This window comes from Caballeronia sp. HLA56, assembly GCF_054655155.1.
The window spans coordinates 343,234-367,598 of sequence record NZ_BAAHOB010000004.1 but is presented as its reverse complement, the minus strand read 5'-3'; the positions used below and the strand labels follow the sequence as shown (position 1 = coordinate 367,598).

Here is a 24,365-nt window from a genome sequence, read left to right as displayed (position 1 = left end):
ACGCTCGGCCCGGCGAGTGTAAACGGCAATTCCTGCTGTTTAATGCTGCAGGTAACGAAGTTTTTTCTGAAGCTTACGCTTCAGTCGGCCAAAAACATGTCGTTAAGCGGACAGTAAAGGAGCTTTTGCGCCGTCCAGCAAGAAGGGCCGGAGGCAACTGCCAGCCCGGCCATGCTCGAGGGGCACCGGTTCACAGCTCGACTCCGTTTATACGATGACCGCTTCGATTCCTCACGACATTCTTGCCGTACCTGCCGCTGAAACGACGGTATCCGTCGCGCCGGTCACGTTCACGCCGCATCCGGTCTCCGCGAATGGCGCCGGCAAACCGCCGTTTCCGTTGCCCGCGTCCGTGCCGACGCAAGAGGCTTTGCACGGCGTGCGTTTCGATTTCAACGACGGCTGCCGCGTGGTTCTCCCCGAAGGCGAATGGCATGTCGTGCTGCGCGACTACGAGACAGACAACCTTCTGTTCCAGACGGACATGGGCGCGGGCGCGGTTGCGAGCGGCAAGAAGTATTTCGTCCCGTTTGAACTGCAAGTCCACAGGCGCGGCAAGAATGCGGACGCGGCGTTCATTCACCGCTTCGACGCCAACGATCGCGAGGTGCTGGTCCAGTTTCCCGTCGGCACGCTGGGCGATCTGATGGGCTGGTTCCCTTACGCAGTCAAGTTTCACCGCAAGCACAACTGCAAGCTCACGTGCGCGATGTCCGCGCTGATCGCGCCGCTCTTTCGCCGTGCCTATCCGGACATCGAGTTCGTGACGCACGAGGAAGTGAAGCCGGAGCGCTATTACGCGACATACAATATCGGCCTGTTCTTCGACGACGAAGCGCACACGTATCAGCCCGCCGATTTTCGTCATGTCGGGCTGCATCGCACCGCGGGTCACATTCTTGGCGTCGATACCGAAGAGATGCGCCCGGACATCGTACTTGCCAACGACACCCGGCCCATTGCAGAGCGTTATGTCGTGATCGCCGTGCAAAGCTCGACGCAGTGCAAGTACTGGAATCATCCGACCGGCTGGCGCGAAATCGTCGCGTTCCTGAAGAATGCCGGGTATCGCGTGATCTGCATCGATCAGAAAGCGACGCATGGTTCGGGAATCGTCTGGAACCATATCCCGCACGGCGCGGAAGACGAAACCGGCGATCGCCCTCTGGAAGAGCGTGCACGCTGGCTCAAGCATGCCGACTTCTTCGTTGGCCTGTCGAGCGGACTTGCATGGCTCGCGTGGGCATGCAATACGCCGGTCGCGATGATCAGTGGCTTCACCGCCGAGAACAACGAGTTCGCGACGCCCTACCGCGTCATCAACTACCACGCCTGTACAGGCTGCTGGAACGACGTGCGTCATCGCTTCGATCACCAGGATTTCTTCTGGTGCCCAAGGCACAAGGACACCCCGCGTCAGTTCGAATGCACGCGCCTCATCATGCCCGAGCAGGTGAAGCGCACGTTGCAGCGCATTCCCGGCTTCGGCAAAGGATTGAAGCAAGCAGCCAGCGATACCTGATCCGCCAGCCTTTCCTGAATTTTTTGCCATCGCGCCTTCGACGAAGAGCGTGAGGGGCACACTCATACCAACACGAAGAAATGAAGCCGCTTACTTATCGCCGCAAGTTTTGTCTGCATGTGTTCGGTAGCCGCCGACGCGGGCTGTCGCGCCTCCTGTCCGGGATGTTCGCGCTGTTGGGGCTGCAGGCCGCGCTGGTGCCCGCCGCGCAGGCCTACACCGCCGAAGTCACGAGCGGCACGACCGTCACCGGCGAATCCGTCACGGGTACGCAGAACGTGTCGGGCGGCGGCTACGCGAATTCATCGACGGTCTACGGCACGCAGAACGTGCTCGAAGGCGGCTCTGCATCGACCACGACCGTGTATGGCGCGCAGAGCGTCGCATCGGGCGGACGCTCGACGGGCGTGACCGTTTCCGCGGGCGGACGCGAAACGATCGCCGCGGGCGCGACGGTGACCGGGCTTGCGATGACCTCCGGCTCCGTGCTGGTAGCGACGACCTCGGGCACGATCAACGGCACGAACGTGGATGGCTCGACGTTCAATGTCGGCGGCAATGTCGCCAGTGGCATCAAACTCGGCAGTCAAAGCCAGCTGGAAGTGCTGGCGGGCGGTGTGGCGAGCACTACGCAAGTGCTGGGCGGCACATTGAATGTCGATGCGGGCGGACGCGCCGTGAATACGCTGGTGACGAGCGCCGGCACGCAGAACGTGGCGGGCTCGGCCTATTACGCGACCGTTACGAGCAACGCGCTTCAGAATGTCCTGGCGGGCGGCGTTGCGAGCAACACGACCCTCACGTCGGGCGGGCGGCAGTCCGTGGCGGCGGGCGGCTCGGCCGCCGCGACGACCGTGAACAGCGGCACTTCGCTGTGGACGGCGGGCGTGGCATCGGGCGTCACGGTGAATTCGGCGGGCAGTGTATCGGTTGCGAGCGGCGGTTTGGTGGCGGCGGCGAGCGTGCTGGGCGGCGCGACGGTAAGCGTCGCGGCCGGCGGCACCGCCAGCGGTTCGATCTTGTCGGGCAACGGCACGTATTACGCGCAGCAATCCGTCGCGGGCGTCGAGAACGGGACCAATGTCGGCGCCTATTCGACCGACACCGTGCTGGCGGGAGGCGTTGCCAACAACACGACTGTCAACGGCACGAATGCATCGCAATGGGTCGGTTCGGGTGGCCAGACCAACGGTGTCGTGGCGCTCAACGGCGCTCAGGTCAACGTGCAGTCCGGCGCGAGCGCAACGGCAGCGGTGGTCAGCTCGGGCAGCACGCTGACGATCGATTCCGGCGCCGCCGCGATCGGTGTCACGCAGGCGGCGAGCGGCGGACTGGTTGCGACCACGTCCTCGACGGTGCTCGCGGGCGTCAACACGCGCGCCGACGGCACGGGATTTTTCATCTCAGGCGGCGTCGCCTCGCATACGCAAATCGTCGGAACGGGTCATCTGACGGTACTGTCGGGCGGCGCGGCGCAAGATACGGTCTACTCCGCCGGCGGCATCTTTCAGGTCAATACGGCAGGCACCGCCGATACCGTGCGTCAGGGCGCGGGCGGTCAGATCGTCACGAACACATCGGCGACGATCACGAACGGCGTCACGGATTCGGGCCGCACCTTCTTCGTGTCGAACAACTACGCCTCCGGCGTCATGCTCGATGGCAGCGCCGCGAATCTCGAAGTGATGAGTGGCGGCGTGGCGAGCAACACGCTCCATTCGGCAGGCATCTTCCAGGTCGATGCGGGCGGCTCGGCCAACCAGGTCGCGCAGAGCGCGGGCGCGGCGCTCATCACCAACACGTCGGCGGTGATCACGAACGGCACGGACCGCATGGGTGCGTTCTCGGTGATCGGCAATGTCGCATCGAATCTCGTGCTGGAGAACCGCGGCAGTTTGACGGTGTTCAACGGGGGCTTGGCGACGTCGACGACCATCGGTACAGGCGGCAACACGGCCGTGCAGGGCGGCGGCTACGCGATCTCGACGACGGTCGCCAATTCCGGCCGCCTCGAAGTCGATGCCAGCGCCGCGGCCGATACCGTCACGGTCTCATCGGGCGGCGCGCTCGTCACCAACACATCGGCGACGATCACGAACGGCACCAATCGTCTAGGCGCGTTCTCGATCAACGGCAATATCGCTTCGAACGTGGTCGCGGAAAACGGCGGCGCGATGACCGTGCTCGATGGCGGCACCGCGTACGCGACCACAGCGGGCAGCGGCGGACTCGTCACAGTGTCGGGCGGCGTGGCTCAGGGCGTGACGATCAACTCGGCGGGCGCCGGCATCACGACCGGCAGCGGCGTGATGAACAATGCCGTGGTCAACAACAGTGGCTCGCTGGTCGCCTCGGGCGGACTGACGAGCAATACGACCGTCAACGCGGGTGGTGTCGTCACGGTGACGGGCACGGGCGTGATGTCGAACACACAGTTGAAGAGCGGCGCGCGGGAGCAGGTCTACGGCGGCACCGCGAGCGGCACGGTCATCTCGGCGGGCGCGACCGAAACGGTTCTGGGCGGCAGGACGAGTGGCGCCATCATCGCGGGCGGCACGCAACTCGTCTCCGCCGGCACGACCTACGGCACGCAGTTCAACAACGGCACGCTGATCGTGAGCGGCGGGGTGGCATCGGGCACTGCCGCGGCGGCAGGGACGCTCGTCGATGTGCAAGGCGGCACCACCTTCGGCACCGTGCTTTCGGGCGGCGCGTCGGAAGTCGTGACGAGCGGACGCGCCAATCTGACCTTCGTCGGCAGCGGCGCGTCGCAAACCATCGGCGTGTACGGCTATGCATCGGCGACACAGATCCAGGCCGGCGGCAACGAAGCGGTGAACGGTTCGAGCATCGGCGCGACAGTCTCGGCGGGCGGCAATCAGACCGTCACCGGAGTGAACGCGCGCACGACCAGTGCGACGGTGCTCGCGGGCGGCGCGATTGCGGTGCGCAACGGCGCAACGACCGCTGGCGCGAGTCTTCAGGGCGGCTCGCTTACTGTCTCGTCCGGATCGACGGCAACCAGCACCGACGTGCTGAGCGGCGGCAACCTGAGCATTTCGTCCGGCGGCGCGGGGTACAGCAACCGCATCGGCAGCGGCGGCGCGCAGAGCATCGCCTCCGGCGGCACCGCGTACAACGATGTCGTGTCCGGCGGCACGCAGACCATCGCGGGCGGCGGCGTGGCGCAAGGCGCGACGGTCATCTCGGGGGGCGTCCAGAGCGTGCAGGCGAACGGCGTCGCGAGCGCGACGATCGTGTCGTCGGGCGGGGCGCAAGCGGTTCGCAACGGCGGCCTGGCCTACGGCGGCGCCGTGCGCGGCGGCGTGCAATCGATCGAAAGCGGCGGCCTGGCGAGCAGCACCGTGGTGTGGTCCGGTTCGCAGATCGTGAGCGCGGGCGGCACCGCGAACGGCGCGACGCTGCGCGGCGGCGTACAGCAGATTCTCGCCGGTGCGCACGCATCCGGCAGCACCATCGTCGCAGGCGGCGCGCAGGAAGTCGATGCGGGCGGCGTGGCCTCGGGCACGACGCTCAACGCGAACGGCAAGCTCACGGTGCAGGCGGGCGGCTCGGCGCTCGGCATCGTGCAGAACCTGGGCGGCGCGCTCGTCGTCGATACCGACACGGTCATCGGCGGGGGCGGGCCGAACGGCACGTTCAGCATCGCCAATCACGTTGCGTCGAATGTCTATCTGGCCAACGGCGGGCAGCTGAGCGTGCAGTCGGGCGGCGCGTCGATCGCCACGCGCGTGGCTAGCGCAGGCGGCGAAATCGTCGCGACGGGCGGCGTCGCGACCGGTACGCGCGTCGATTTCGGCGGCGTGCAATCGGTCGCCTCGGGCGCGAGCGCCGTATCGGCGACGATCGGGGGCGTGCAGACCGTCGATGGCGTCGCCTCCGGCACGATCGTCATCGCAAGCGGCGCGCAGAACGTCAATAGCGGCGCGCAGGCCTCGGGCACCGTCGTGCAGACCCTCGGCGCGATGACCGTATCGAGCGGCGCGCTCGCGACGAATGCCAGTATCCGTGGCGGCACGCAGACGGTACTCGCGGGCGGTACGGCTTCGGGCACCACGGTGTCTTCGGGGCAGCAGAACGTGCAGGGAACGGCCACGGATACGGTCGTCTCGGGCGGCGCGCAGACCGTCGTGGCGGGCGGTTCCGCCAGCGGCACGCTAGTGACGGGCGCGGGTTTGCAGAACGTGACGGGCGGCACGGCCGACGGCACGACCGTCCGCTCGGGCGGCAGGCAAGTCATCGCCAACAACGGCGTTGCGAACGCAACCGTGGCGGGATCGGGCGGCACTGTGGCCATCTCGTCGGGCGGCACGCTGAACTCGGCCTACGCGTCGGGCGGCGTGATCGTCGTGGGCGGCGGCGGTGTGGCGGCGGGCACATCGGCGACCAACGGCGGCGCGGTGCTGATTACATCCAACGGCATGGCGAGCGCGACGAACGTCGGCAGCGGTGGTCAGATACAGCTGCTCGCCGGCGCCAGCGCATCGTCGTCGACCTTGCTGAACGGTGCGCTGATGGTCGTATCCGCGGGCGCGAACGCAAGCGACGTCGATCAGCGAGCGGGAGCCGCACTCATCACGGACACGGGTGCGAGCGTCGCGGGCGCGAATGCCAGCGGCGCGTTCTCGGTCGCGAGTAACGTCGCGACCAACGTCGTCGTCGAGAACGGCGGACGGCTCACCGTAACGTCCAATGGCACGGCAAGCGGCACGCATGTCGGCGATCTGGGCATGGAGAGCGTGCAGTCGGGCGGTGTTTCGCTGAACGCCGTCATCGCGGGCGGCCAGCAGTTCGTATCGTCGGGGGCGAGCGCCGTTGGCGCCATGCTGCAAAGCGGCGGTCAGTCCGTCATGGCCGGCGGTCTTGCAAGCGGCACGCAGGTGAGCGGCGGTATCCAGTCCGTTATGGGCAGTGCGACGGACACCGTCCTTACCGGCGGCACGCAGAGCGTCGGCAGTGGCGGCTCGACGACCAGCACGAGCGTCGGCTCCGGCGCGTCCCAGCAAGTGCTCGGCGGTATCGCGAGCAACACGACCGTGGCGTCGGGTGGCGTGCAGATCATCAACGGCGGCGCTTCGATCGGCGCGCTGATCTCGGGCGGCTCACAGCAGGTCTTCAATGGCGTCGCGAGCGGCACGCTGGTGCAGGGCGGATCGCAAGCGGTGAACATCGGCGGTGTCGCAGTCGGAACCGTCGTGCAGTCGGGCGGCACGCAGACGCTTACCTTCGGTGGTGTCGCATCGGGCAGCGAGGTCCAAGCGGGCGCGTCGCAGCTCGTGCAGACTGGCGGCGCGGCATCGGGCACCACGGTCGAGACAGGCGGGATGCAGGTCGTGTCCGGCACGGCGGCCGATACGGTGGTGTCGGGCACGCAGATGGTGTATGGCAGCGTCGATAACACCACGCTCACCGGCTCGGGCGCGACCCAGACAGTGGCATCCGGCGGCGTGGCGACCGGTGGCATGGTAAGCAATGGCGCGCTTCAGGCAGTTGCGTCCGGCGGCTACGCGAGCGGCACGACGATCGGTGCGAACGGCACGCAAGATGTAGCCGGCGAGGCCGAAGGCACGGTCGTATCCGGTGGCGTGCAGAACATCTCGGGAGCCGGCGCGCTCGGGCTCGGCACGGCACTCGTTGCAGGCGGACAGCAAAACGTGGGTTCGGGCGGCGCGGCGACATCGACGAGCATTGGCACAGTTGCGACGCAGACGGTGCTGAACGGCGGGTACGCGAATGCGAGCGTGATCGGCGCGGGTGGGGCTCAGACCATCGGAGCATCCGGAAGTGCGACGTCTTCGACGGTCTTGTCTGGCGGCACGCTGACGGTGTCGGCAGGCGCCGCGCTCGATCACGTCGATCAGCAAGCGGGCGCGGCCCTGGTTGCCAATACCTCGGCCACGATCACGAATGGCCACAACGCATCGGGCGCGTTTTCGGTCATGGGCAACGTCGCATCCGGCGTACTCGTCGAGCGTGGCGGCAACTTCACGGTGCTTTCCGGCGGACAGGGTTTTGGCACGCATGTCGGACTCGGTGGCGTGGAGCATATCGAGGCGGGCGGCATCGCCTCTGGTTCCATCGTGTCCGGCGGCGCGCAAAACGTCAGCGGCACGGCGACGGGCGCGTCGGTGCTCGCCGGTGGCCAGCAGACTGTTGCGTCGATGGGCAGCGCGGTCGGCAGCATCGTGGGCAGCGGCGGGCGCATCGTGGTCAATGGCGTCGCGAGCGGCACGCAAGTGGGCAACGCGGGCGTGATGTCCATCGGCTCCGCGGGCAGCGCGTCGGGTACGAACGTCAGCAGCGGCGGCGCGGTCACGGTCGCCTCGGCGGGTCTGGCGCGCGGCACCGTGCTGAACGAAGGCGCCTCGCAGACCGTGCGGGCGGGAGGCATGGCGAGCGCGACGGCCATCGACGCGGGCGGCGTGGAGACGGTCGCATCGGGCGGCGTGTCGCGCGACGCAAGCGTGTCGAGCGGCGGCACGCAAAGCGTCGCGTCGGGCGGATCCGCGAGCGGCACGGCAGTATCGGCGGGCGGCTTGCAGGCCGTGCTTTCGGGCGGCGTCGCCTCGGCATCCAGGGTGCTGTCGGGTGGCCAGCAAAACGTCACGGCGGGAGGCAGCGCGGTGGCGACGCTGGTGGCAAACGGCGGTGCACAGACCGTGCAGACGGGCGGCACCGCCATCGACACGACAGTGGCGAGCGGCGGCGTGCAGGATGTCGCCTCCGGGGGCACCGCCACCGGAACGCTGGTGAGCGCGGGCGGCGTGCAGCGCGTGTCGTCCGGCGGCAATGCAGGCGCGGTCACGCTTGGCAGCGGCGGCAACCAGTATGTGTCATCGGGCGGGGTGGCCAACGGCGTCGCCGTGTCGAACGGCGGCACGCAGACCGTGCTCGCGGGAGGAACCGCCAGCGGCACGATGGTTTCGAGCGGCGGCATGCAGGCCGTGTCGTCGGGTGGAAGCGCGACCGGCGCGGTCGTGTCCAGTGGTGGCCGGCAGACGGTCACGACCGGCGGCACGACGAGCGGCACGCTGGTGCAGAGCGGCGGTTCGCTGACCGTATCCGGCGGCGGGTCGGCGGGGCAAGTCATCGTGCAGAACGGCGGCCTTGCGACCGTGACTGGCGCGGGCAGCGCGACCATCACGCAGCAAACGGGCGCGGCGCTCGTCACCGATACGTCGGCAACGGTGAGCGGGACGAACACCGGCGGCGTTTTCGCGGTGGCGGACAACGTCGGTTCGAACGTGCTGGTCGAGAACGGCGGCACGTTCAACGTCTTGTCGGGCGGTGTCGCCATCGGCACGCAGGTCGGATCGGGCGGCATGGAAACGATCAATGCGGGCGGCTCCTCGTTGCGTTCGCTCATCTCCGGCGGCACGCAGCTTATAGAGGCAGGCGGCACGGCCGTGGGCGCGATCGTCAGCGCGGCTGGGGTGCAGCAAGTGGCCTCCGGCGGCAACGCAACGAGCACGACGGTCGCGACAGGCGGCACGCAGGCGGTCGCGGGCACGGCTGCCAGTACGATGGTGTCGGGTGGCACTCAGTTGGTCTCTTCCGGCGGCGTGGCCCAAGGAACGACGGTCGTAAGCGGCGGTCAGCAGGTCATCAGCGCGGGCGGTCTCGCCATGACGACGACGCTCCTCGCAAACGGCACGCAGACGCTGACTTCGGGCGGCGTGGCGAGCGCGACGACCATCAACGGCGGCACGCAGAACATTCTCGCCGGTGGCGTCGCCTACGACACGACCGTCAATTCAGGCGGCCTGCAATATGTCGATGGCGTCATCGAAGGCTACGCATACAACACGGTCGTCAACAGCGGTGGCGTCCAGCAGGTGGCGTTTGGCGGCTTCGCGGGAAATGCGCTCATCAATGCGGGCGCATTGCAGGAGGTGCAGGCCGACGCCATCGCAAGCGCGACTACGCTCAACGGCGGTATGCAGGTCGTCAGTTCGGGCGGCGCGGCGGATGCGACCACGGTCAATTCCGGCGGCGTGCAGCGCGTGCGATACGGCGCAACCGTGACGAGAACGCTCGTCAACAACGGCGGCACGTTGACGGGCGACGGCAACGTGGCCGGCGTGACCGTGACGAGCGGCGGTCTGGTGCAGAACCTTGCAAGCGCGAGTCTTGGCATCGTCAACGACGGCGGCACGGTGCGGGTCGATACCGTCACGGCGGCGAGTGCCGCGGTGAACGCGGGCGGTGTGTTGTTCGGCAGCGGCTCGCTCATTGGGAACGCGACGTTCAACTCGGGCGGCGCGCTGGTCGCGAATACGCCGGGTCAGACGTTGCGCGTGAACGGCACGCTCGCATTCAACGATGGTTCGACCTTCGTCGTGAGTGCGAATGCGGCGGGGCAGACGGGCAGCGTCGCCGTGGCAGGCGACGTCGACATCGCGCAGAGCGGTCCGAATGGCGGCGCGAAGGTCGTCGTGAACGCATCGCCCGATGCGTGGAAGACCAACACGAAGTACACCATCCTGACTTACACGGGCGCGCTCAACGGCACGTTCTCCGGCGTCGGCATGGACTACGCGTACCTCTCGCCGACGCTCTCGTACGCGCCGGGCGAGATCGACCTGACGCTCAAGATCGCATCGATCTTTTATCAGACGGGCGACTTCGCGGGCTTCGGCATGGTCGGGCAAAACCGCAACCAGTTGCAGGTGGCAAGCGCGCTGAACCGCGTGCTTCTCGCCAGCGGCAACGCTATCACCGACGCATTGCTCTTCGAAACGAAGGCAGGCGCGCAATCGGCGCTTGCGCAGATGACCGGCGTCGAAGCGACGGGCCTGCTGCGCGTCGCGCGTCAGAACACCGAGGCGCTCGGCAATACGGTGAGCGAGCGCATGACGTCGGTATCGCAGGTGCGTCCGTCGAACGACTTGTGGGCGGCGGTGCGTTATGGCCAATCGCATGTATCGGGTGATGCAACGGTTGGAAGCAACGCGCTCGATACACGTTCGAGTTCGCTTACTGTCGGCTACGATCGCGAAGTGGCGCGCGACGTCCGTGCGGGCGTGGCGGTCGATGCGGATTACAGCGATCTCGGCTTCAATCAGCCGGGCGCCAGCGGTCACACCAACGGTTGGCAGGCGCTGCTCTACGGCGCGTGGCAACCGGCGACGCAGCCGTTCTTCGTGCGCGGTATGGCAAGCATCGGGCGATGGAGCAATGCGGAGAATCGCGTCGTCGGCTTTGGCGGTTTGTCGGGCACGCCGCAAGGCAGCGTCGAAACGCGCGCCGCGACCGCATACGCGCAAGGCGGTCTGAACCTGCATCTGCGCGATGACATGACGCTCCAGCCCTATGTCGGAATGCGCGTGGGCCGGTATGCCCAGGACGGCTTCGGCGAAGGCCAGGGCGGCGTGTTCGATCTCGTCTACCAGGGCAGCACTCAGGCCGCGACGGCCGGCATCGCGGGCGTGCGTTATCTGTTCACGCAAAAGCGCCGCGACGGAGCGGCCAATACGTGGGAGATCGATGCGAACGTGCAGCAGCGCATCGGCAGCCTCGGCCAGACGCTGAATGCGTCGTTCGCTCAGGCGCCGGGCGCGGTCTATCAGGTATCCGGCACGCCGCTCGCGCGCACCGTCGGTCATGTGGCCACCGGCGGAGCATGGGAGATCGGCAAGAACGCGTCGGTGTTCGCACGTGTCGGCGTGGACTTTGCCAAGCACGAGCAGGACTACAGCGGCATGGCGGGCGTGAACTGGAAGTGGTGATGTGACCAGGCGGCGGGAATATCCGCGAGCGATATCCCGCTCCCGATCATCATCCAATCCGTGATTGCCCAAACGGCCGCGCGCGGCGGGGCAAAAGAGCCGGTGGCGCATTGCGCTCGCCGAGCCTGCGTGCTGCTTCACCGAGAATATCACAGAACGACTCCGTGAACGCGCTGCCCGGCCGCAATGACGGCCTGAGCATCGCGATCCGGCGCGCGGCGGTATCGTTTCGAGCGGCACGAAGGCCAGACCGTTTGCATCGATGGACTTGGCCGTCAGGCTCTCGACGATCGCGTGGCACCGCGTCAGTTGCACCATCCGGCAAGCCAGCGCCGAGCTCGACACGCGTGCATGGATCAACCGTCCATTCTCCAAGGACGACAGCAGCGCCTGCTATTCGGGGATGCTTTCGAGCGCGCCGACGCTCGTCAACGCGACATCGGCCAAGTCGCCGATCTTCACTGAACGACGCTTCGCGAGCGGATCGTCCAGAGGCATCGCGCAGACGATGGTCGAATCGAGCAAATGCTTTTCCGTCACGTGGCGCATGGCGCGAGACGGCGTGCGGATGCCGAGATCGACTTGCTGGCTCTTCACGAGATCCAGCATTCGTTGAGCGTTTTCAATCGCCACTTCCACGAAGAACTTCGGGAACCGCGTCTGAAAAACGGCGATGGCCTCAAGCAGCAATATCTCCGTCACCGCCGGATACGCACATAAGGAAACCCGGCCGAGCGTGCCGGAGCGCAAACCGTCGGCGAGTTCGTTGAGTGCGCGAAGGCTCGCGTTCGTTCGGTCTGTTCGAACAGCAGGATGGCTTCCGCCGTGGGCACGAGCCGGCCTTTTTCGCGCTTGAAGAGCGCGACGCCCAGACTCTCTTCCAGCGCCTTGAGTTGCTTCGTCACGGCAGGCTGCGAGATATGTAGGTTTTGCGCTGCCGCCGTCAAGGTCCTGCACCGGACGACTTCGTATAGCAATTCGACCTGGTGATAATTAAGCGTCGATCTTGCCATGCTTTCTCCTTGCGCGCCATCGGTATGACCAGAGCATAACCCGGGGTTATGGCCCACGCTCGACAATGTATTGGCGTGCGGCTGAGTTATGGCCCACGCTCGACAATGTATTGGCGTGCGGCTGAGTTTTTAGCTGAAATCGTGATCACGCACATGATCGACATGGCTCGCACGGAGCCGGGGAAGAGACGATGCAGACAATGCCACTCGCACAGGCTCGAAAGCCGACGAGATTCAGATGGTTCATGGTGTTCCTCGCGTTTGTCGCGATCGTCAGCAACTATATGGACCCCGCGAATCTCTCCGTCGCGTTGCCTTATATGAACGCGGAGCTGCATCTTTCCTCGGCGGAATCGGGGCTCATTCTCGGCGCTTTCTTCTGAACCTACGCGGCTTTCCAGATTCCGGCCGACATGCTCGTGGACCGGCTCGGCGCGAAAGCCGGATTCGCCGCGGCTGTCGTCTGGTGGTCCGTTTTCACGATGGCGACGGGCCTCGCACGCGGCGGGGCATCGCTTCTCGGCCTGCGTGTGTTGCTCGGTGTCGGGGAAGCAGGCGCGTTCCCCGCCGCCACGAAGTTCGTCGAACGCTGGTTTCCGCCGACCGAACGCGGCCTTGCTTCCGGCATCTACGATTGTGGCGCGCGCGGCGGCACGCTGATCGCATTGCCCGTCTGCACGGCGATCATCACCGCGTACGGATGGAAGGCGTCGTTTCTCGTGACAGGCGTGGTCGGGCTCGTCTGGGTCGCCGTGTGGCTTCTCGTGGCGAGCGAGTTTCCATCGCAAAGCCGCTTCGTCAACGAAGCCGAAGTCAAGCACGTGGAGCAGGACGTGCCTGCGGTGAAGAAGCCCGCGGTGCGCATCAAATGGCGCAAACTCTTCACGTCGAGAGTCGTGTCGGCGACGTCGCTGGGCTTCGCCTGTCAGGGCTACGTGATCTATTTCTTCATCACCTGGTATCCGACCTATCTGGTCAAGGAGCGCGGCTTTTCGCTGCTGCAGCTCGGCATCTACGGCATCTTGCCGGGACTTGCGGGCCTCATGGGTTCGTGGCTCGGCGGCTGGATTCCGACAGGATCGCCGCCAGCCGCTACGGCCTGAACTTCGCGCGCAAGGCCTGCATCGTCGTGGGCATGGCGTTGAGCGCGACCATCGGGCTTGCCGGCATCGTGCGCACATAACCGACCATCAGTGGTCCGAGAAACTGACCGATCAGATTGCCGACGCCGCTCACGAAAGCGACCGCGGGCATCGCCTTGCGCATCGGCAAGATTTCGGTCAACCGCGCGAAGACGAGCGGCATCAACAACTTGAGCGTGAAGCCGAGCGCGATGAACAGCGCGATCTGAAGCCAGAAGAGCGGGGCGGGCACGCACGCGGCGGCGATCATGAGCAGGCCGGTGAGCATGGTCGGCACGGCGGCGTGCCAGCGGCGTTCCTGTCCGTGACGATCCGAGCGGCGGCTGATGTAGTAGGTGCCGAGCATCGACATCACGAACGGCGCACGGGCGAGAAAGCCGATCGCCGTTTCGCTCAGTTGCCCGTACGACTTCATCACCGAGGGCAGCCACAGAGTCGTGCCATACAGCAAGATCGTGTTGAACCCGAAGCCGAGCGTGAGCAGCCACACGGCCGGTTCGCTGAAGAGGGTCCACCATGGATCGCTATCGGGCTTGGCGTACGACGCCTGCTCATCGGCGAGATCGCGCCTGATGAATGCGCGATCCGTGTCGCCGAGCCAGTGCGCGAGATCGATGCTCTGCGGGATTCGAGGGAACCAGCTGCGGCTCCGAGCTATGTCGCGACTCCGGCGAGGGTCGTGCAAGCGGCCGACAAAGGAGGAGCAGAAACTACGTTGCCGCCAACACGTGGATCCGCATAGCCTAAAACATCGGACGACCACGATCCTCTGCGGTTTTCCGGTGTTCAGTCTTTCTATGTTCCGACCTCTTGAGGGGCGTGCTTCGCATTTATAAAACCAATGAGCTTCAGCTCTGGATTGGGGCGAAGCTCACGTCGGTCAGCTGAGTTTTAGGTCACGGCCGATAAGGTCCTTACGAGTGCGCCACCGCATCACCAGCGTTACTCTTCCTTCTTCGCTGCACAGCCAAGCATTGCGTCACCGATTTGTTGGTTGCCGCGGGAATTAAGCATTCCAGCGGGGCCTCGAATGTCTCGGGCATCTTTATGCTGTCCAAGTTTGCGTTTGCCGACCCATCGCGTAACTTCGATCTCGAGTCCCACGATCGCATCGAGCTGTTGCTCCACATAATCGACTGGAGCATCGCCCATCTTCCAAGGTTTTGGTTCCTGCGCTTCGTGCGTTCGGGTAAGCCGTGCGACGACACCACGCACAAATTTCTTGTTGTCGCGGATCTGGATTCGGCCGTACGCATGGACGACAATGTAGTTCCACGTAGGCACCTGTTTATGGTGCTCATGCTTACTCGGATACCAGGTCGGCGAGATGTAGGCGTCCCCAGCGTTAAAGATGACCATCACCTCGTCATTGTCGGTCACGTCCTGCCATACCGCATTCGCCCGAGCGACGTGAGCCAACAATGTCCCAAATTGCCCTTGATCCGTGATCAACTCAAACGGGATGTGATTTGCGTCGAGTCCACTCTTTCCGCTTGTGACAAGCGCTCCGAACGGATGCTGAAGCACGAGCTGCTGCAAGACTTCGGTATTGGTTTCGTTGAAGTGATCAGGTATGTACATGAAAAATCTCGTGACGTGGACACAGAGAAGAGCGAATGATGGACGAGGGCTAGCCTTCTCGGTTTGTGATTGCGACGACAACACCGAGCATGAGCATCGTTGCGCCCGATAGTCGGGTCATCAGCCGCTGTCTGGCAGCCCCAGCGGTACCTGAGGCGACAACGCGATGCGCGGCGAAGACCGCGACGACATCTGCGGCACTGTTCAAGACAATACACGTCGTTCCGAGCACGATAAATTGAGGCGTCAGTGCACGGTCCGTGGACAGGAATTGAGGAATGAAGGCCAGGAAAAACATGGCGGTTTTTACATTGAGCGCCTCGACGATAATCCCGTCTCTGAATGCTCTAGAAATGCTTGACTGCACTTGCACCGACTGGCTAACCGCCCGCGTTTTCGACATGAGTGTGCGCACGCCAAGAAAAATGAGATAGGCCGCGCCGACGTATTTGACAACCGCATAAGCCATGGCCGATTGAGCAATGAGCATTGAAAGCCCAAGTGCGGCGGCAAAAACATGGACCATGCCACCGAGAGCCGCACCGATGGTGGAAGCGATCCCTGCGGCTTTGCCTCCGGAGACCGTACGTGCAACGACGTAGGCGAGGCCTGGACCTGGAATGATCGCCAACAGGACCGCGGCAGCGAGAAAGGAGGTGGAGGGGAGCATGTCGAGAGTCGTTGTCACAAGGTATTCGCACCGATCAGCCGAGTGTTGACAGCAGCTTCGGGCATCAAAGAACGCAGGCCAGAAACGAGCGCGTCGCCCGCTTCATGAAGCGCAGCGACCGGCATCTCTGGCAAACTTTCCACAACAAACCACATTTGCTTTGCATCGGCGGTAAGCCTGGTCCTCACACCTTGTCGCCAGTTCCAACGACGACACGTGACACCGACGTCGTCGCGCCAAACAACTTCGCCGGACTCTGGGACCTCGACGGCCGGCACGCCGTGTTTGACCGTGTCGAATGCCTCCGTACCATCCGAAATTACGAGTTGTGGCATTCCGACATAGGCATCGAAATTTTCACCGCCAACGGGCACGGCGAATCGCAAACTGATCGCGTTGTACAAGTCGACGACCGGATCGATACTTGGCAGCCCTCCTGACTTTAAGACGCGCGTGCGCAATGCTTCTGCCGAGCACGCGGTTCGCTGCGGTTTAGCGCCGAACTTTCTAAAGACATCGGCCCACGCAGAAAGATGCGCATCGGCCCAAACGGGAACGTCCGATGCGACCGCCTGGCAGGCCCCGCCGAGAGATTGTTTGCCGAAGTCCGGGCGCAACATGCGCGATGCATTGACGCTGATACTCAAGGCGCGAAAGCCCGGAGCGAGCAATGCGACGTGGGGGCTGATTGACGGGAAAACGGTGAGCATGGAAAATCACGCGGTGACTAATTTAGATCATCATATCGACCAATGACTAGTAAAGTCAACATATCGACCACGTCAGGCGCCAGCGTTCAGACTGTGAGCGAGGCAGTGGCAACGCGTCTCAGGGAATACCGGAAGCAACAAAGGCTGACGCTGGACGCGCTATCGCGGCGTTCAGGTGTCAGCAAAGGCATGCTTGTGGAGATCGAGAACTGTGCTGCCAATCCGAGCATTGCAATTCTTTGCAAGATAGCAGCGGCGCTTGGCGTCTCAGTCGCGGACATCGTGAACGTGACCAGTTCACCTGCGGTTCATCTCATTCAAAAGCAAGATATCCCAACATTGTGGACAGGAGGTAAGGGCGGCTCAGCACGATTGTTGGCCGGCACGAGCGGGCCGACCATGGTCGAACTGTGGCGCTGGGAAATGCAGCCAGGCGAAACTTTTGAGTCCACGGGTCATCCCGATGGGACGAGCGAGCTGCTGCACGTCGAGCAAGGCCAACTGAAAATTGTGGTGAACGAGACGGAATTTCTCATTGCTGCCGGCTGCTCTGCGGTCGCTAAGACCGACACGGCTCATCAATATTCGAACGTGGGTAAGTCAAAGCTAATATTCACGATGACCGTGTCGGAGCCCCATTGAAGGGACCCGCGAGCTGGAACTGGTCCGGGCTCAAGGGCGGAACTTCGTACCGACGCCCAGACCTCTTCCGCTAATCAGCCCTTAACTGCAATATTTGAAGCGGCGTTAAGCGGTTGTGATGCGTCGCTCAACGGCAAGATGTTCGGTCAATGCGGAGCCGACATTCGCGTTTGTCCGGGGTTAATTCGGCCATTCGCCGCTTGCCTACTTCAGACGCCCCGATCGGGGCGATGCCGTCAGTACCTATGCGTACGGACCCGTTTTCCCGCGCCGCCCCGCAGCCACATACGCACTGGCGGTCACAAATCAGAGCCGTCAGCGGTGAGTGCGATGTTTTCCTCATGCACAATCATTTTCCGAGTGTGTATTCCATACCTGGCTCGACCGTGATGACCATCCCTGCCGTTAATACGCATCGTCGTCAGCACTAATACACGGCGGTTCGGTGAGGTGCAAGCCTAGAACGTTGCGCCTCGACCAGCATTGAACAAGCTCAAGAGCCACAGTAATGCTCATGGAATCAACGACTTGTTGGCACTTCCCCGTTAGCGTTAAAGCGCACCCAGTAGCTGAATTAATGGACCTCAACAGTTCCAGCCGCTGATCGCGCGACGATTGATCGGGGAGGGGATCACCACGCTGGGCGCCCTGGTCGAGTATTGCAACGCGCGCGGCGGCAGGTGGTGGCGATCCGTGCCGCGCATTGGACCGCTGCGCGCCGCGACGCTGGTGGCATGGCTGCGTCGCCATGAGCGAAGCCTCGGCGCACGCGTCGCCGACGACGTCGATGCGAGGCCACTCGACGTCACCTTTCGCGCGGCGGGCGAGCCGGTCGCCATCGTGGTGGGCGTCGATCCGGCGGTGCCGTGTCTGGCGCCCTTCGAGCAGCTCGCCATATCGGCTGAGTTTTCGGACGGCCACGGTCTTCGCCGGGGCATCAACCGCGCGCGCAGCTTCGCCTTCATTCGCGCCGAGCACGACCTGGCCGCCGTGCACGCTTACCTGCACCGGTATCGCGATCGGCCGGTGACCCTGCGCGCCTATACGCGGGAGCTTGAACGGCTGATTTTGTGGAGCGTGGTGGTTCGACAAAAGCCGCTGTCCTCACTGCTCGTCGAAGACTGCGAGGCGTACAAGGATTTTTTTCGAGCGCCGATCGCGAGCTTTACGGGACCGAAGCGTCCGCGCACGAGCGGCCGCTGGCGCCCCTTTGCGCCCGGGGCTGTCGGACGACAGGCAGGCGCGGGCGCGTGTGGAGCAAGAGGCGGCGCCTCAATGGCGGGCCGCACGGGCGGCCATTCTTTTGATGGGTGACTCGGGGTTACGTCGAGTAGAAGCCGCTCGGGCGAGGCGTGAAGACCTTCGGCCTTCTGACCTCAGAAGCGAATTGTCGACGTCCGCGCTACAACAATCGGGTAAGGCGTCTAGCGCGCGTGCGCGAACCGTCTGGACCCTGACGATCGTCGGGAAGCGGCGCAAGCAACGCACCGTGCCGGTGAGCAGCGCCACGCTTGATGCGCTGCGCGCTCATTGGGCCGACCGCGATCGCAATTTTGATGGTCAGGCGCACGGGCCGCTGATCGCGCCACTCTGGATTCCGGAAACCAACACTGCAGATCGGCCAGCTTTCTCTGGAAAATGATTTTTTAAGCGGCGCGCTCAACAAGGCGGGATTGCTAAGAGCGGAACCTTGGGTGCGGGATTTCGCGGAAAAGCACGCGGGAAATTTCGCTGAAGCGTGGTGACTGCGCGCTCGGCTGCATGACGGGACGTTGGCGGCGGCTTGAGTCCTTGCTTGATATCCCGTCCTCCGACTGATGCCATTGACGTTGGGTGTGAATCCGCCCTTGGGTCCTTTGCGCGTTGGATTAAGTTCCAACTTGAGCGCGGCGAGCTGTTCGAATTCCATTGCGTGCGCTTGAGGCTCATTGGTAAGAGTTTATCAGCGATGGTGCTTACTTTGCCCAAGACGAGACGCAAGCCGTGACGACGCCGCGAACACATCGAGACGATTGGCCGGCTCTGCTTGTAGGCAGTGAAAATTTCGCCATCCGTTTGGATCGAACTCATATAGCAAACAGTCGCCGCACTGCGTGCACAAAACTCGCCTATGGGGAAAGCAGCAGCGCTCATTGTTGGCATCAACCTTGCACCGACATGCTCACCCTCGTGGCCTCTTTTCGAATGGAGTACTGCCATGGAAGTCCTGGTCCTCGACGACGACTCCGACCTCGCGCAAAGCTTGGCGGACCTCATCACAAAGATGGGGCATCAAGTCGCTATCGCCCACGATTGCGAATCAGGGCGAACTCTTGCTCAATCTCGGTCCTTCGACATCATCCTGGCCGACGTCGACTTACCGGATGGCGATGGCCGCGAAGTCTGCGAAGGGCTTCGCATGACGGGTGCGTCGCAAGAGGCCGTCATGATCGCGGTGACGGGAAGGGTTGACTTGAACGACAACGACTTTCCTGCATTCGACGGGTATATGCGCAAACCTCTTACATACGGTCCGTTGGAAAGAGCACTTGAGGAACGGCGCGTGGCTCTAGGCCTTTCCAAAAATGCGGATCCGGTGAGCACATAATTTTTTCCGGCTAACCCGAAAATCCAAGTGGCTTTACAACGGAGGTACATAATGTCCGATCCAACCATTCCCGACAGTCAACCGCTTACGCCAGACGCTCCGGCACCAAACAATCCATCGGACGTGCCTGATGTCGGTCAGCCAGAGCGAGAGCCAGACCAACAAGGTCTGGCTGTTGAATGAAACGGAGGCAGGACACTTTCTACGTTAGGCGCGGCCGTCGAGGCTGCGCCAAGTCAAAGCGCAGTAATGGGTGCATTCGCTGAAATGCGCGCCAGGGTGGAGCACGCCCGGATCCTCCGTCACTGACCTGTCAGGCAAGAACTCCTGGACGACGCTACGTCCCCTTTGCGTCGTAATGCTGTGCAGCGGCCTAGCGCTTTCCAACAGCACACTGACAGCCATTTGTCCCCGCACTGCGCGTGTTTCCTTTAGCCGAAACATCTCCAAGTAACGCAATTATTTAGATACGCTATTGTCTTATAAAGCCTGATAACGTCGCATTATCGGGATGGCGTTTGAGGGGTAGAATTCGGCATTTCCCACTTACCTGAGAGGGTAGAGGCCCGTGGCAAAAGACTTTGCGACTGATGACGATCGCGGGCCGTTTTCTGACGCTGAGGTCGCCCGCGTCGTGCTCGCGCTCGATTACGCCATTACCTGGTTTCGTCGCGCGCATGCGATGGGTCATCTGGTGGAAGGACGGCCCGTGTCGCTACCCGTCAAGCCGACTCGGATCGAACTGGCGGTCTTCACGTCTCTCGCTCAGATCTATGGCCGCACAATAGTGGACGATCAACGGTACCTCCCGGTGCTCGACATGATTGCAGAGTGCGGCGCCGTGGCACTTGTGCAGCGGGTCCTGTGGGGCGAGGCACCCAGTGACCAATGGCTTGCCAGGCAACAGCAAGACCTTCGCGTTGCCTTTGAAATCCTCTGCGGGACGTGGCCAGACGTATTTATGGGGCAGGCCCATGCGGAATTAACGCGACTCGGTCTGCCGACGCTCGTGCCGCCGATGTTTCGCGATTTACCGCGCGCGCCTAGCGCGGGCGAGGGCGACGATGAGGCGGAGCGCGATGCTTGATGCTTCGAAGCCCCGCGCCCCGGAAAAGCTCACTTTTGAGCGGGGCTATACCGCCAAGGACTTCACCGCACTGCGTGCGTACGTCCAGCGTATCGCGCCGGCTGTCATCGCCTGGACCTACTACGATCCCGACGACGATCCGCATGCTGCGACCCCTGGCGCGATGGAGCGGCATCTCAACACCATGCTCGATACGCTGGTGACGCTCGCGCTTGCACACGGTTCGACCGCGCTGGCCGAGCATCTGCGCGCGTCTGTCCGTCAACACGGGCACGCCAAGCTCACGGCGGTGACCTTCCGGATGGTCACGGAAGCAGCGCAACTGGCGGCGCTGCCTCCACATCCGGATCACGCCATTGGGGCGTGGTTGCGTCCGCGCATCGCCCGGCGTTTAAAAGGCGAGGGCATCACCACGCTGGCCGAGCTAGTCGCCTTCTGCAATCGACGCGGCGGCAGCTGGTGGCGGTCGATCCCGCGCATCGGTCCGGGTCGCGCCCGCGCGATCGTCAGTTGGCTGCGGCGTCAGCAGGCGGCGCTGCAACTGACCACGAGGCCGATGTTGATTCGGCCGAGCAGCTTGGCGTTCCGTTGGTGGCGGCTGAACTCATTGAGGTGGCGCCGGCTCTCGCTTTGGACCAAGAGAAAAATCAGACCGCGAGCCGCCTAGTACTCGCGCCGCTCGAACGGTTAGCCGTACCACACGCTCTTTCGGGCGCCGAGGGCGAAAACCGCTCGACCGCCTTCTGCTATATCCAGGCGAGCCCCGATCTGGATGCAGTGCGCGCCTTTCTAAATCGCTACCTTTCATGCCATATGATATGCTAAATATTCGTTAGCCTAACAAAGTAGTTTTTACTTTTGCTCTGCCGGCAAATTTTCTCCTAAGCTCGTCAACTCGATACCCACGCCCGATGAAGTTCCTAACTAAAGATATTTCGTGCCCCAAGCGGACAATGGTCTGGGCATCTGATCGTCAATGGAGATGTTATCGGCGGTATCAGCGGATGTGCCAACCCTGAAATTGTCAAGCAAGCGGTAAGCGAACAAGGTTTCGATCCGGAATCTGTAGAGGTCGAAGCATCTTCCGAGCCTTGGGCACCGGCTCTAGCTAAGTCGGCAATAGGCGTTCAAGGGGCAGTTCCCGAGTAGATCTGGCGAACGGCCGGCCGAAACTTTGCTAGTCAGACCCGCGATGCGCTTGATAGACTCCTTGCTCGCAAGGGTGATGCATTGATGCATATCTCTCATCCTCGAGACGCTGTCTGTGAAAATGCCACGCTCTGCTAATTGAAAAACAGCGTTTCGCCGTATCGCTTGAACGCCCCCGTCATGACGGTCATATGGTGATGATGCGTTAGGAAATAACGCGCCCATCGGTTGACCCGCCGCTCGCGGCGGGTTTTTTTCTGCCGCACCATACAACTTGAGCCGGTACCCTCCTTACCGCGCTTCAGGCGACCGCCGGAAGCCCATCGAGAAGCTTATCAAGTGTGACGGGATAATCTCGGACGCGCACGCCGGTCGCGTTATAGACAGCGTTCGCGACCGCCGCTGCTACGCCGCAGAGACCCAATTCACCTACGCCTTTAGCCTTCATTGGGGAAGAGATGGGATCGACCTCATCAAGAAAAATGACTTCTTGGTGCGGAATATCGGCATGTACCGGGACTTCGTAGCCCGCGAGGTCGTGATTGGCGAAGAAGCCACGTCGCTTATCGACAACCAAGTCTTCCATCAGGGCACCGCCTACACCCATCGTCATGGCGCCAATGACCTGGCTTCGAGCCGTCTTCGGATTGAGAATTCGGCCTGCTGCGCACACCGCAAGCATGCGTCGAACGCGAATCTCACCCGTTGCAGAGTCTACGGCGACTTCGACGAAATGCGCGCCAAATGTCGATTGCTGGTACTTCTTGTCTAAGTCTCCGTATTCGATGAAGTCCTCCGCAACGAGCTCTTCCTTCGCTGCTGCCTCTCCCAGCGAGACAGCGTGACCATCGGCGAGTACGTGTCCACCAGCGAATGTTGCATCTGAGTCTAGTATTCCCAGACGGCTCGTCACCATCTCGCGCAACTTCAGGCAAGCTGCATACAGGCCGGAGGTTGAATTGTTGGCACCCCACTGGCCACCCGAGCCCGCCGATGCTGGAAATGACGAATCACCCAATCGCACCGTCACGTCGTCAATGGAGACACCCATCATCTCTGCAGCTGTCTGGGCGAGGATGGTATAGGTACCCGTGCCAATATCGGTCATATCGGTTTCGACCGTGAGGTGACCCGTGCGGTCGAGACGGATGCGTGCACCGGACTTTGTGAGCTGGTTGTTTCGAAACGCTGCTGCCATGCCCATACCGATGAGCCAACGACCTTCACGAACACTTGCCGGTTGTGCGTTGCGGTGCGCCCAGCCAAAGCGCTCCGAGCCAACCTTCATGCATTCAATAAGCTGTCGCTGCGAGAAAGGACGGTCAGGCTTTTCCGGGTCAACTTGCGTATCGTTACGCACACGAAATTCGACCGGATCAAGATTGAGCTTTTCGGCCATCTCGTCCATCGCGATTTCGAGCGCCATCAGACCCGGTGCTTCGCCGGGTGCGCGCATCGCATTCCCTTCGGGCAAGTCGAGTAGGGCCAGTCGTGTAGCGGTGAGTCGGTTCGCTCCTGCGTACAGAAGCCGCGTCTGATTGACTGCAGTTTCAGGACCTCCGCCCATCAGATTGCCGGACTAGCCTTCGTGCGCAATGGCCGTCAACCGACCGTCAGTGCCTGCGCCAAGCCGAACGCGCTGAATTGTCGCTGGACGATGAGTCGTATTGTTGAACATGAGGGGCCGGGTCAACGCCACTTTTACAGGACGTCCGACGGCCTTCGAACCGAGCGCCGCAAGCACGGCGTCGGACCGAACGAAGAGCTTGCCACCAAAACCACCACCCACATAAGGTGACATCAGTCGAACTTTGTCGCGACTCACGCCGAGCGTTGTTGCGATGTCACCCGCGCCCCAGTTAATCATCTGGTTGGAAGTCCAGATGTTGACTGAGTCGCCTTGCCACCAGGCGATGGACGCATGAGGCTCCATCATCGCGTGCGCCTGGTCCGGTGTCGTGTACGTGGCGTCGAGCTTGACGGGCGCGCTATCGAAGGCACCTGCGAAGTCCCCAACCGTCGTCTGGGACGGCCCGCCAAAGCTGGTCGGACGGGCGAGCCCTGCGCCGTCCTTTGCTTGGGCGAGGTCGTACGTGCCCGAAGACGGTATGTATTCGATGCGCACCAAGGAAGCAGCTGCTCGAGCTTGTTCGAAGCTCTCTGCTACAACGATTGCTACCGCTTGATGGTAATGCTGGATGTCCGGTCCACCGAGCAGTTTTGCCGTGTTGAATTTACCCTTCCCGAGCCTGCCGGCGTTGGCCGCAGTCACGATGGTCAACACCCCTTGCGAAGCGCTCGCCGCCTTGAGGTCCATCGACGCGATGCTTCCTTTCGCGATCGCGGAGCCAACGACGAAGCCATATGCCGGTGAAGGAAAACCCTTATGGTGCTCATAGGCGTAAGTGGCGGTCCCCGTTGTTTTCAACGGACCGTCCACGCGGTCGGTCGGTCGACCGACCACTTTGAGTTGATCGATGGGGTTGGTCTTGGCGGGTTCAGAAAATTTCATC

General features: G+C 63.0%; 16 protein-coding genes and 1 pseudogene. 9 read left to right on the top strand and 8 right to left on the bottom strand.

The genetic code is table 11. The annotated features are described in order from the left end of the window. Positions 1-214: 214 nt before the first annotated feature. Together ACYQ47_RS17770 and ACYQ47_RS17765 are read left to right on the top strand one after the other, a co-directional pair. Complete coding sequence (locus ACYQ47_RS17770) at positions 215-1,522, top strand: autotransporter strand-loop-strand O-heptosyltransferase (RefSeq protein ID WP_459906240.1); 1,308 nt, start codon at positions 215-217, stop codon at positions 1,520-1,522. Between the two features lie 80 nt (positions 1,523-1,602). Then, the gene (locus ACYQ47_RS17765) at positions 1,603-11,271 is read left to right on the top strand and encodes an AIDA repeat-containing protein (RefSeq protein ID WP_459906239.1); all 9,669 of its coding nucleotides are present in this window, start codon (positions 1,603-1,605) and stop codon (positions 11,269-11,271) included. A 393-nt stretch (positions 11,272-11,664) separates the two neighbouring features. Here ACYQ47_RS17765 and ACYQ47_RS17760 read toward each other — a convergent pair whose 3' ends face one another. After that, the gene (locus ACYQ47_RS17760; protein WP_459906238.1) at positions 11,665-11,973 is read right to left on the bottom strand and encodes a LysR family transcriptional regulator substrate-binding protein; all 309 of its coding nucleotides are present in this window, start codon (positions 11,971-11,973) and stop codon (positions 11,665-11,667) included. After that, positions 11,970-12,284 (bottom strand): LysR family transcriptional regulator, encoded by a 315-nt coding sequence (locus ACYQ47_RS17755; protein WP_459906237.1) that lies wholly within the window; start codon positions 12,282-12,284, stop codon positions 11,970-11,972. The genes ACYQ47_RS17760 and ACYQ47_RS17755 overlap by 4 nt, the downstream gene beginning before the upstream one ends. 191 nt (positions 12,285-12,475) lie before the next feature. On the opposite strand from ACYQ47_RS17755, the gene ACYQ47_RS17750 reads away from it, so the two are divergent. Then, positions 12,476-12,667, top strand: a complete 192-nt coding sequence (locus ACYQ47_RS17750) for a hypothetical protein (protein WP_459906236.1) — start codon at positions 12,476-12,478, stop codon at positions 12,665-12,667. 30 nt (positions 12,668-12,697) lie between these two features. Then, positions 12,698-13,387, top strand: coding sequence for an MFS transporter (locus tag ACYQ47_RS17745; protein WP_459906235.1), 690 nt, complete (start codon positions 12,698-12,700; stop codon positions 13,385-13,387). Here ACYQ47_RS17745 and ACYQ47_RS17740 read toward each other — a convergent pair. From ACYQ47_RS17740 to ACYQ47_RS17725, 4 genes are all read right to left on the bottom strand, one after another. Further along, on the bottom strand, positions 13,377-14,111 hold the full coding sequence (locus ACYQ47_RS17740) for an MFS transporter (RefSeq protein WP_459906234.1): 735 nt from the start codon (positions 14,109-14,111) through the stop codon (positions 13,377-13,379). The genes ACYQ47_RS17745 and ACYQ47_RS17740 overlap by 11 nt on opposite strands. 257 nt (positions 14,112-14,368) lie before the next feature. Beyond that, entirely contained in the window at positions 14,369-15,007 is a 639-nt protein-coding gene (locus tag ACYQ47_RS17735; RefSeq protein ID WP_459906233.1) for an FMN-binding negative transcriptional regulator, read from the bottom strand. A 49-nt stretch (positions 15,008-15,056) separates the two neighbouring features. After that, positions 15,057-15,677, bottom strand: coding sequence for a LysE family translocator (locus tag ACYQ47_RS17730; protein ID WP_459906232.1), 621 nt, complete (start codon positions 15,675-15,677; stop codon positions 15,057-15,059). Positions 15,678-15,691: 14 nt separating this feature from the next. Then, positions 15,692-16,387 (bottom strand): B3/B4 domain-containing protein, encoded by a 696-nt coding sequence (locus ACYQ47_RS17725; protein ID WP_459906231.1) that lies wholly within the window; start codon positions 16,385-16,387, stop codon positions 15,692-15,694. Between the two features lie 105 nt (positions 16,388-16,492). Between ACYQ47_RS17725 and ACYQ47_RS17720 the strand changes: the two genes are divergently transcribed. Continuing rightward, positions 16,493-17,029, top strand: coding sequence for a helix-turn-helix domain-containing protein (locus ACYQ47_RS17720; RefSeq protein WP_459906230.1), 537 nt, complete (start codon positions 16,493-16,495; stop codon positions 17,027-17,029). A 615-nt stretch (positions 17,030-17,644) separates the two neighbouring features. Continuing rightward, positions 17,645-18,343 (top strand): phage integrase family protein, encoded by a 699-nt coding sequence (locus ACYQ47_RS17715; RefSeq protein WP_459906229.1) that lies wholly within the window; start codon positions 17,645-17,647, stop codon positions 18,341-18,343. A gap of 88 nt (positions 18,344-18,431) precedes the next feature. Here ACYQ47_RS17715 and ACYQ47_RS17710 read toward each other — a convergent pair whose 3' ends face one another. Continuing rightward, positions 18,432-18,938 (bottom strand): hypothetical protein, encoded by a 507-nt coding sequence (locus ACYQ47_RS17710; RefSeq protein ID WP_459906228.1) that lies wholly within the window; start codon positions 18,936-18,938, stop codon positions 18,432-18,434. A gap of 288 nt (positions 18,939-19,226) precedes the next feature. Here ACYQ47_RS17710 and ACYQ47_RS17705 point away from each other — a divergent pair, with 288 nt between their 5' ends. From ACYQ47_RS17705 to ACYQ47_RS17695, 3 genes are all read left to right on the top strand, one after another. Then, a complete protein-coding gene (locus ACYQ47_RS17705) occupies positions 19,227-19,616 on the top strand; it encodes a response regulator (protein ID WP_459906227.1) in 390 nt (129 codons plus the stop codon). 568 nt (positions 19,617-20,184) lie between these two features. Then, positions 20,185-20,703, top strand: coding sequence for a hypothetical protein (locus ACYQ47_RS17700; protein WP_459906226.1), 519 nt, complete (start codon positions 20,185-20,187; stop codon positions 20,701-20,703). Further along, the gene (locus tag ACYQ47_RS17695; protein ID WP_459906225.1) at positions 20,696-21,370 is read left to right on the top strand and encodes a phage integrase family protein; all 675 of its coding nucleotides are present in this window, start codon (positions 20,696-20,698) and stop codon (positions 21,368-21,370) included. Before ACYQ47_RS17700 ends, ACYQ47_RS17695 begins: the two co-directional genes overlap by 8 nt. Positions 21,371-22,153: 783 nt before the next feature. On the opposite strand, the pseudogene paoC reads toward ACYQ47_RS17695, so the two are convergent. After that, positions 22,154-24,364: pseudogene (gene paoC / locus ACYQ47_RS17690) on the bottom strand (aldehyde oxidoreductase molybdenum-binding subunit PaoC). Position 24,365 lies beyond the last annotated feature (1 nt).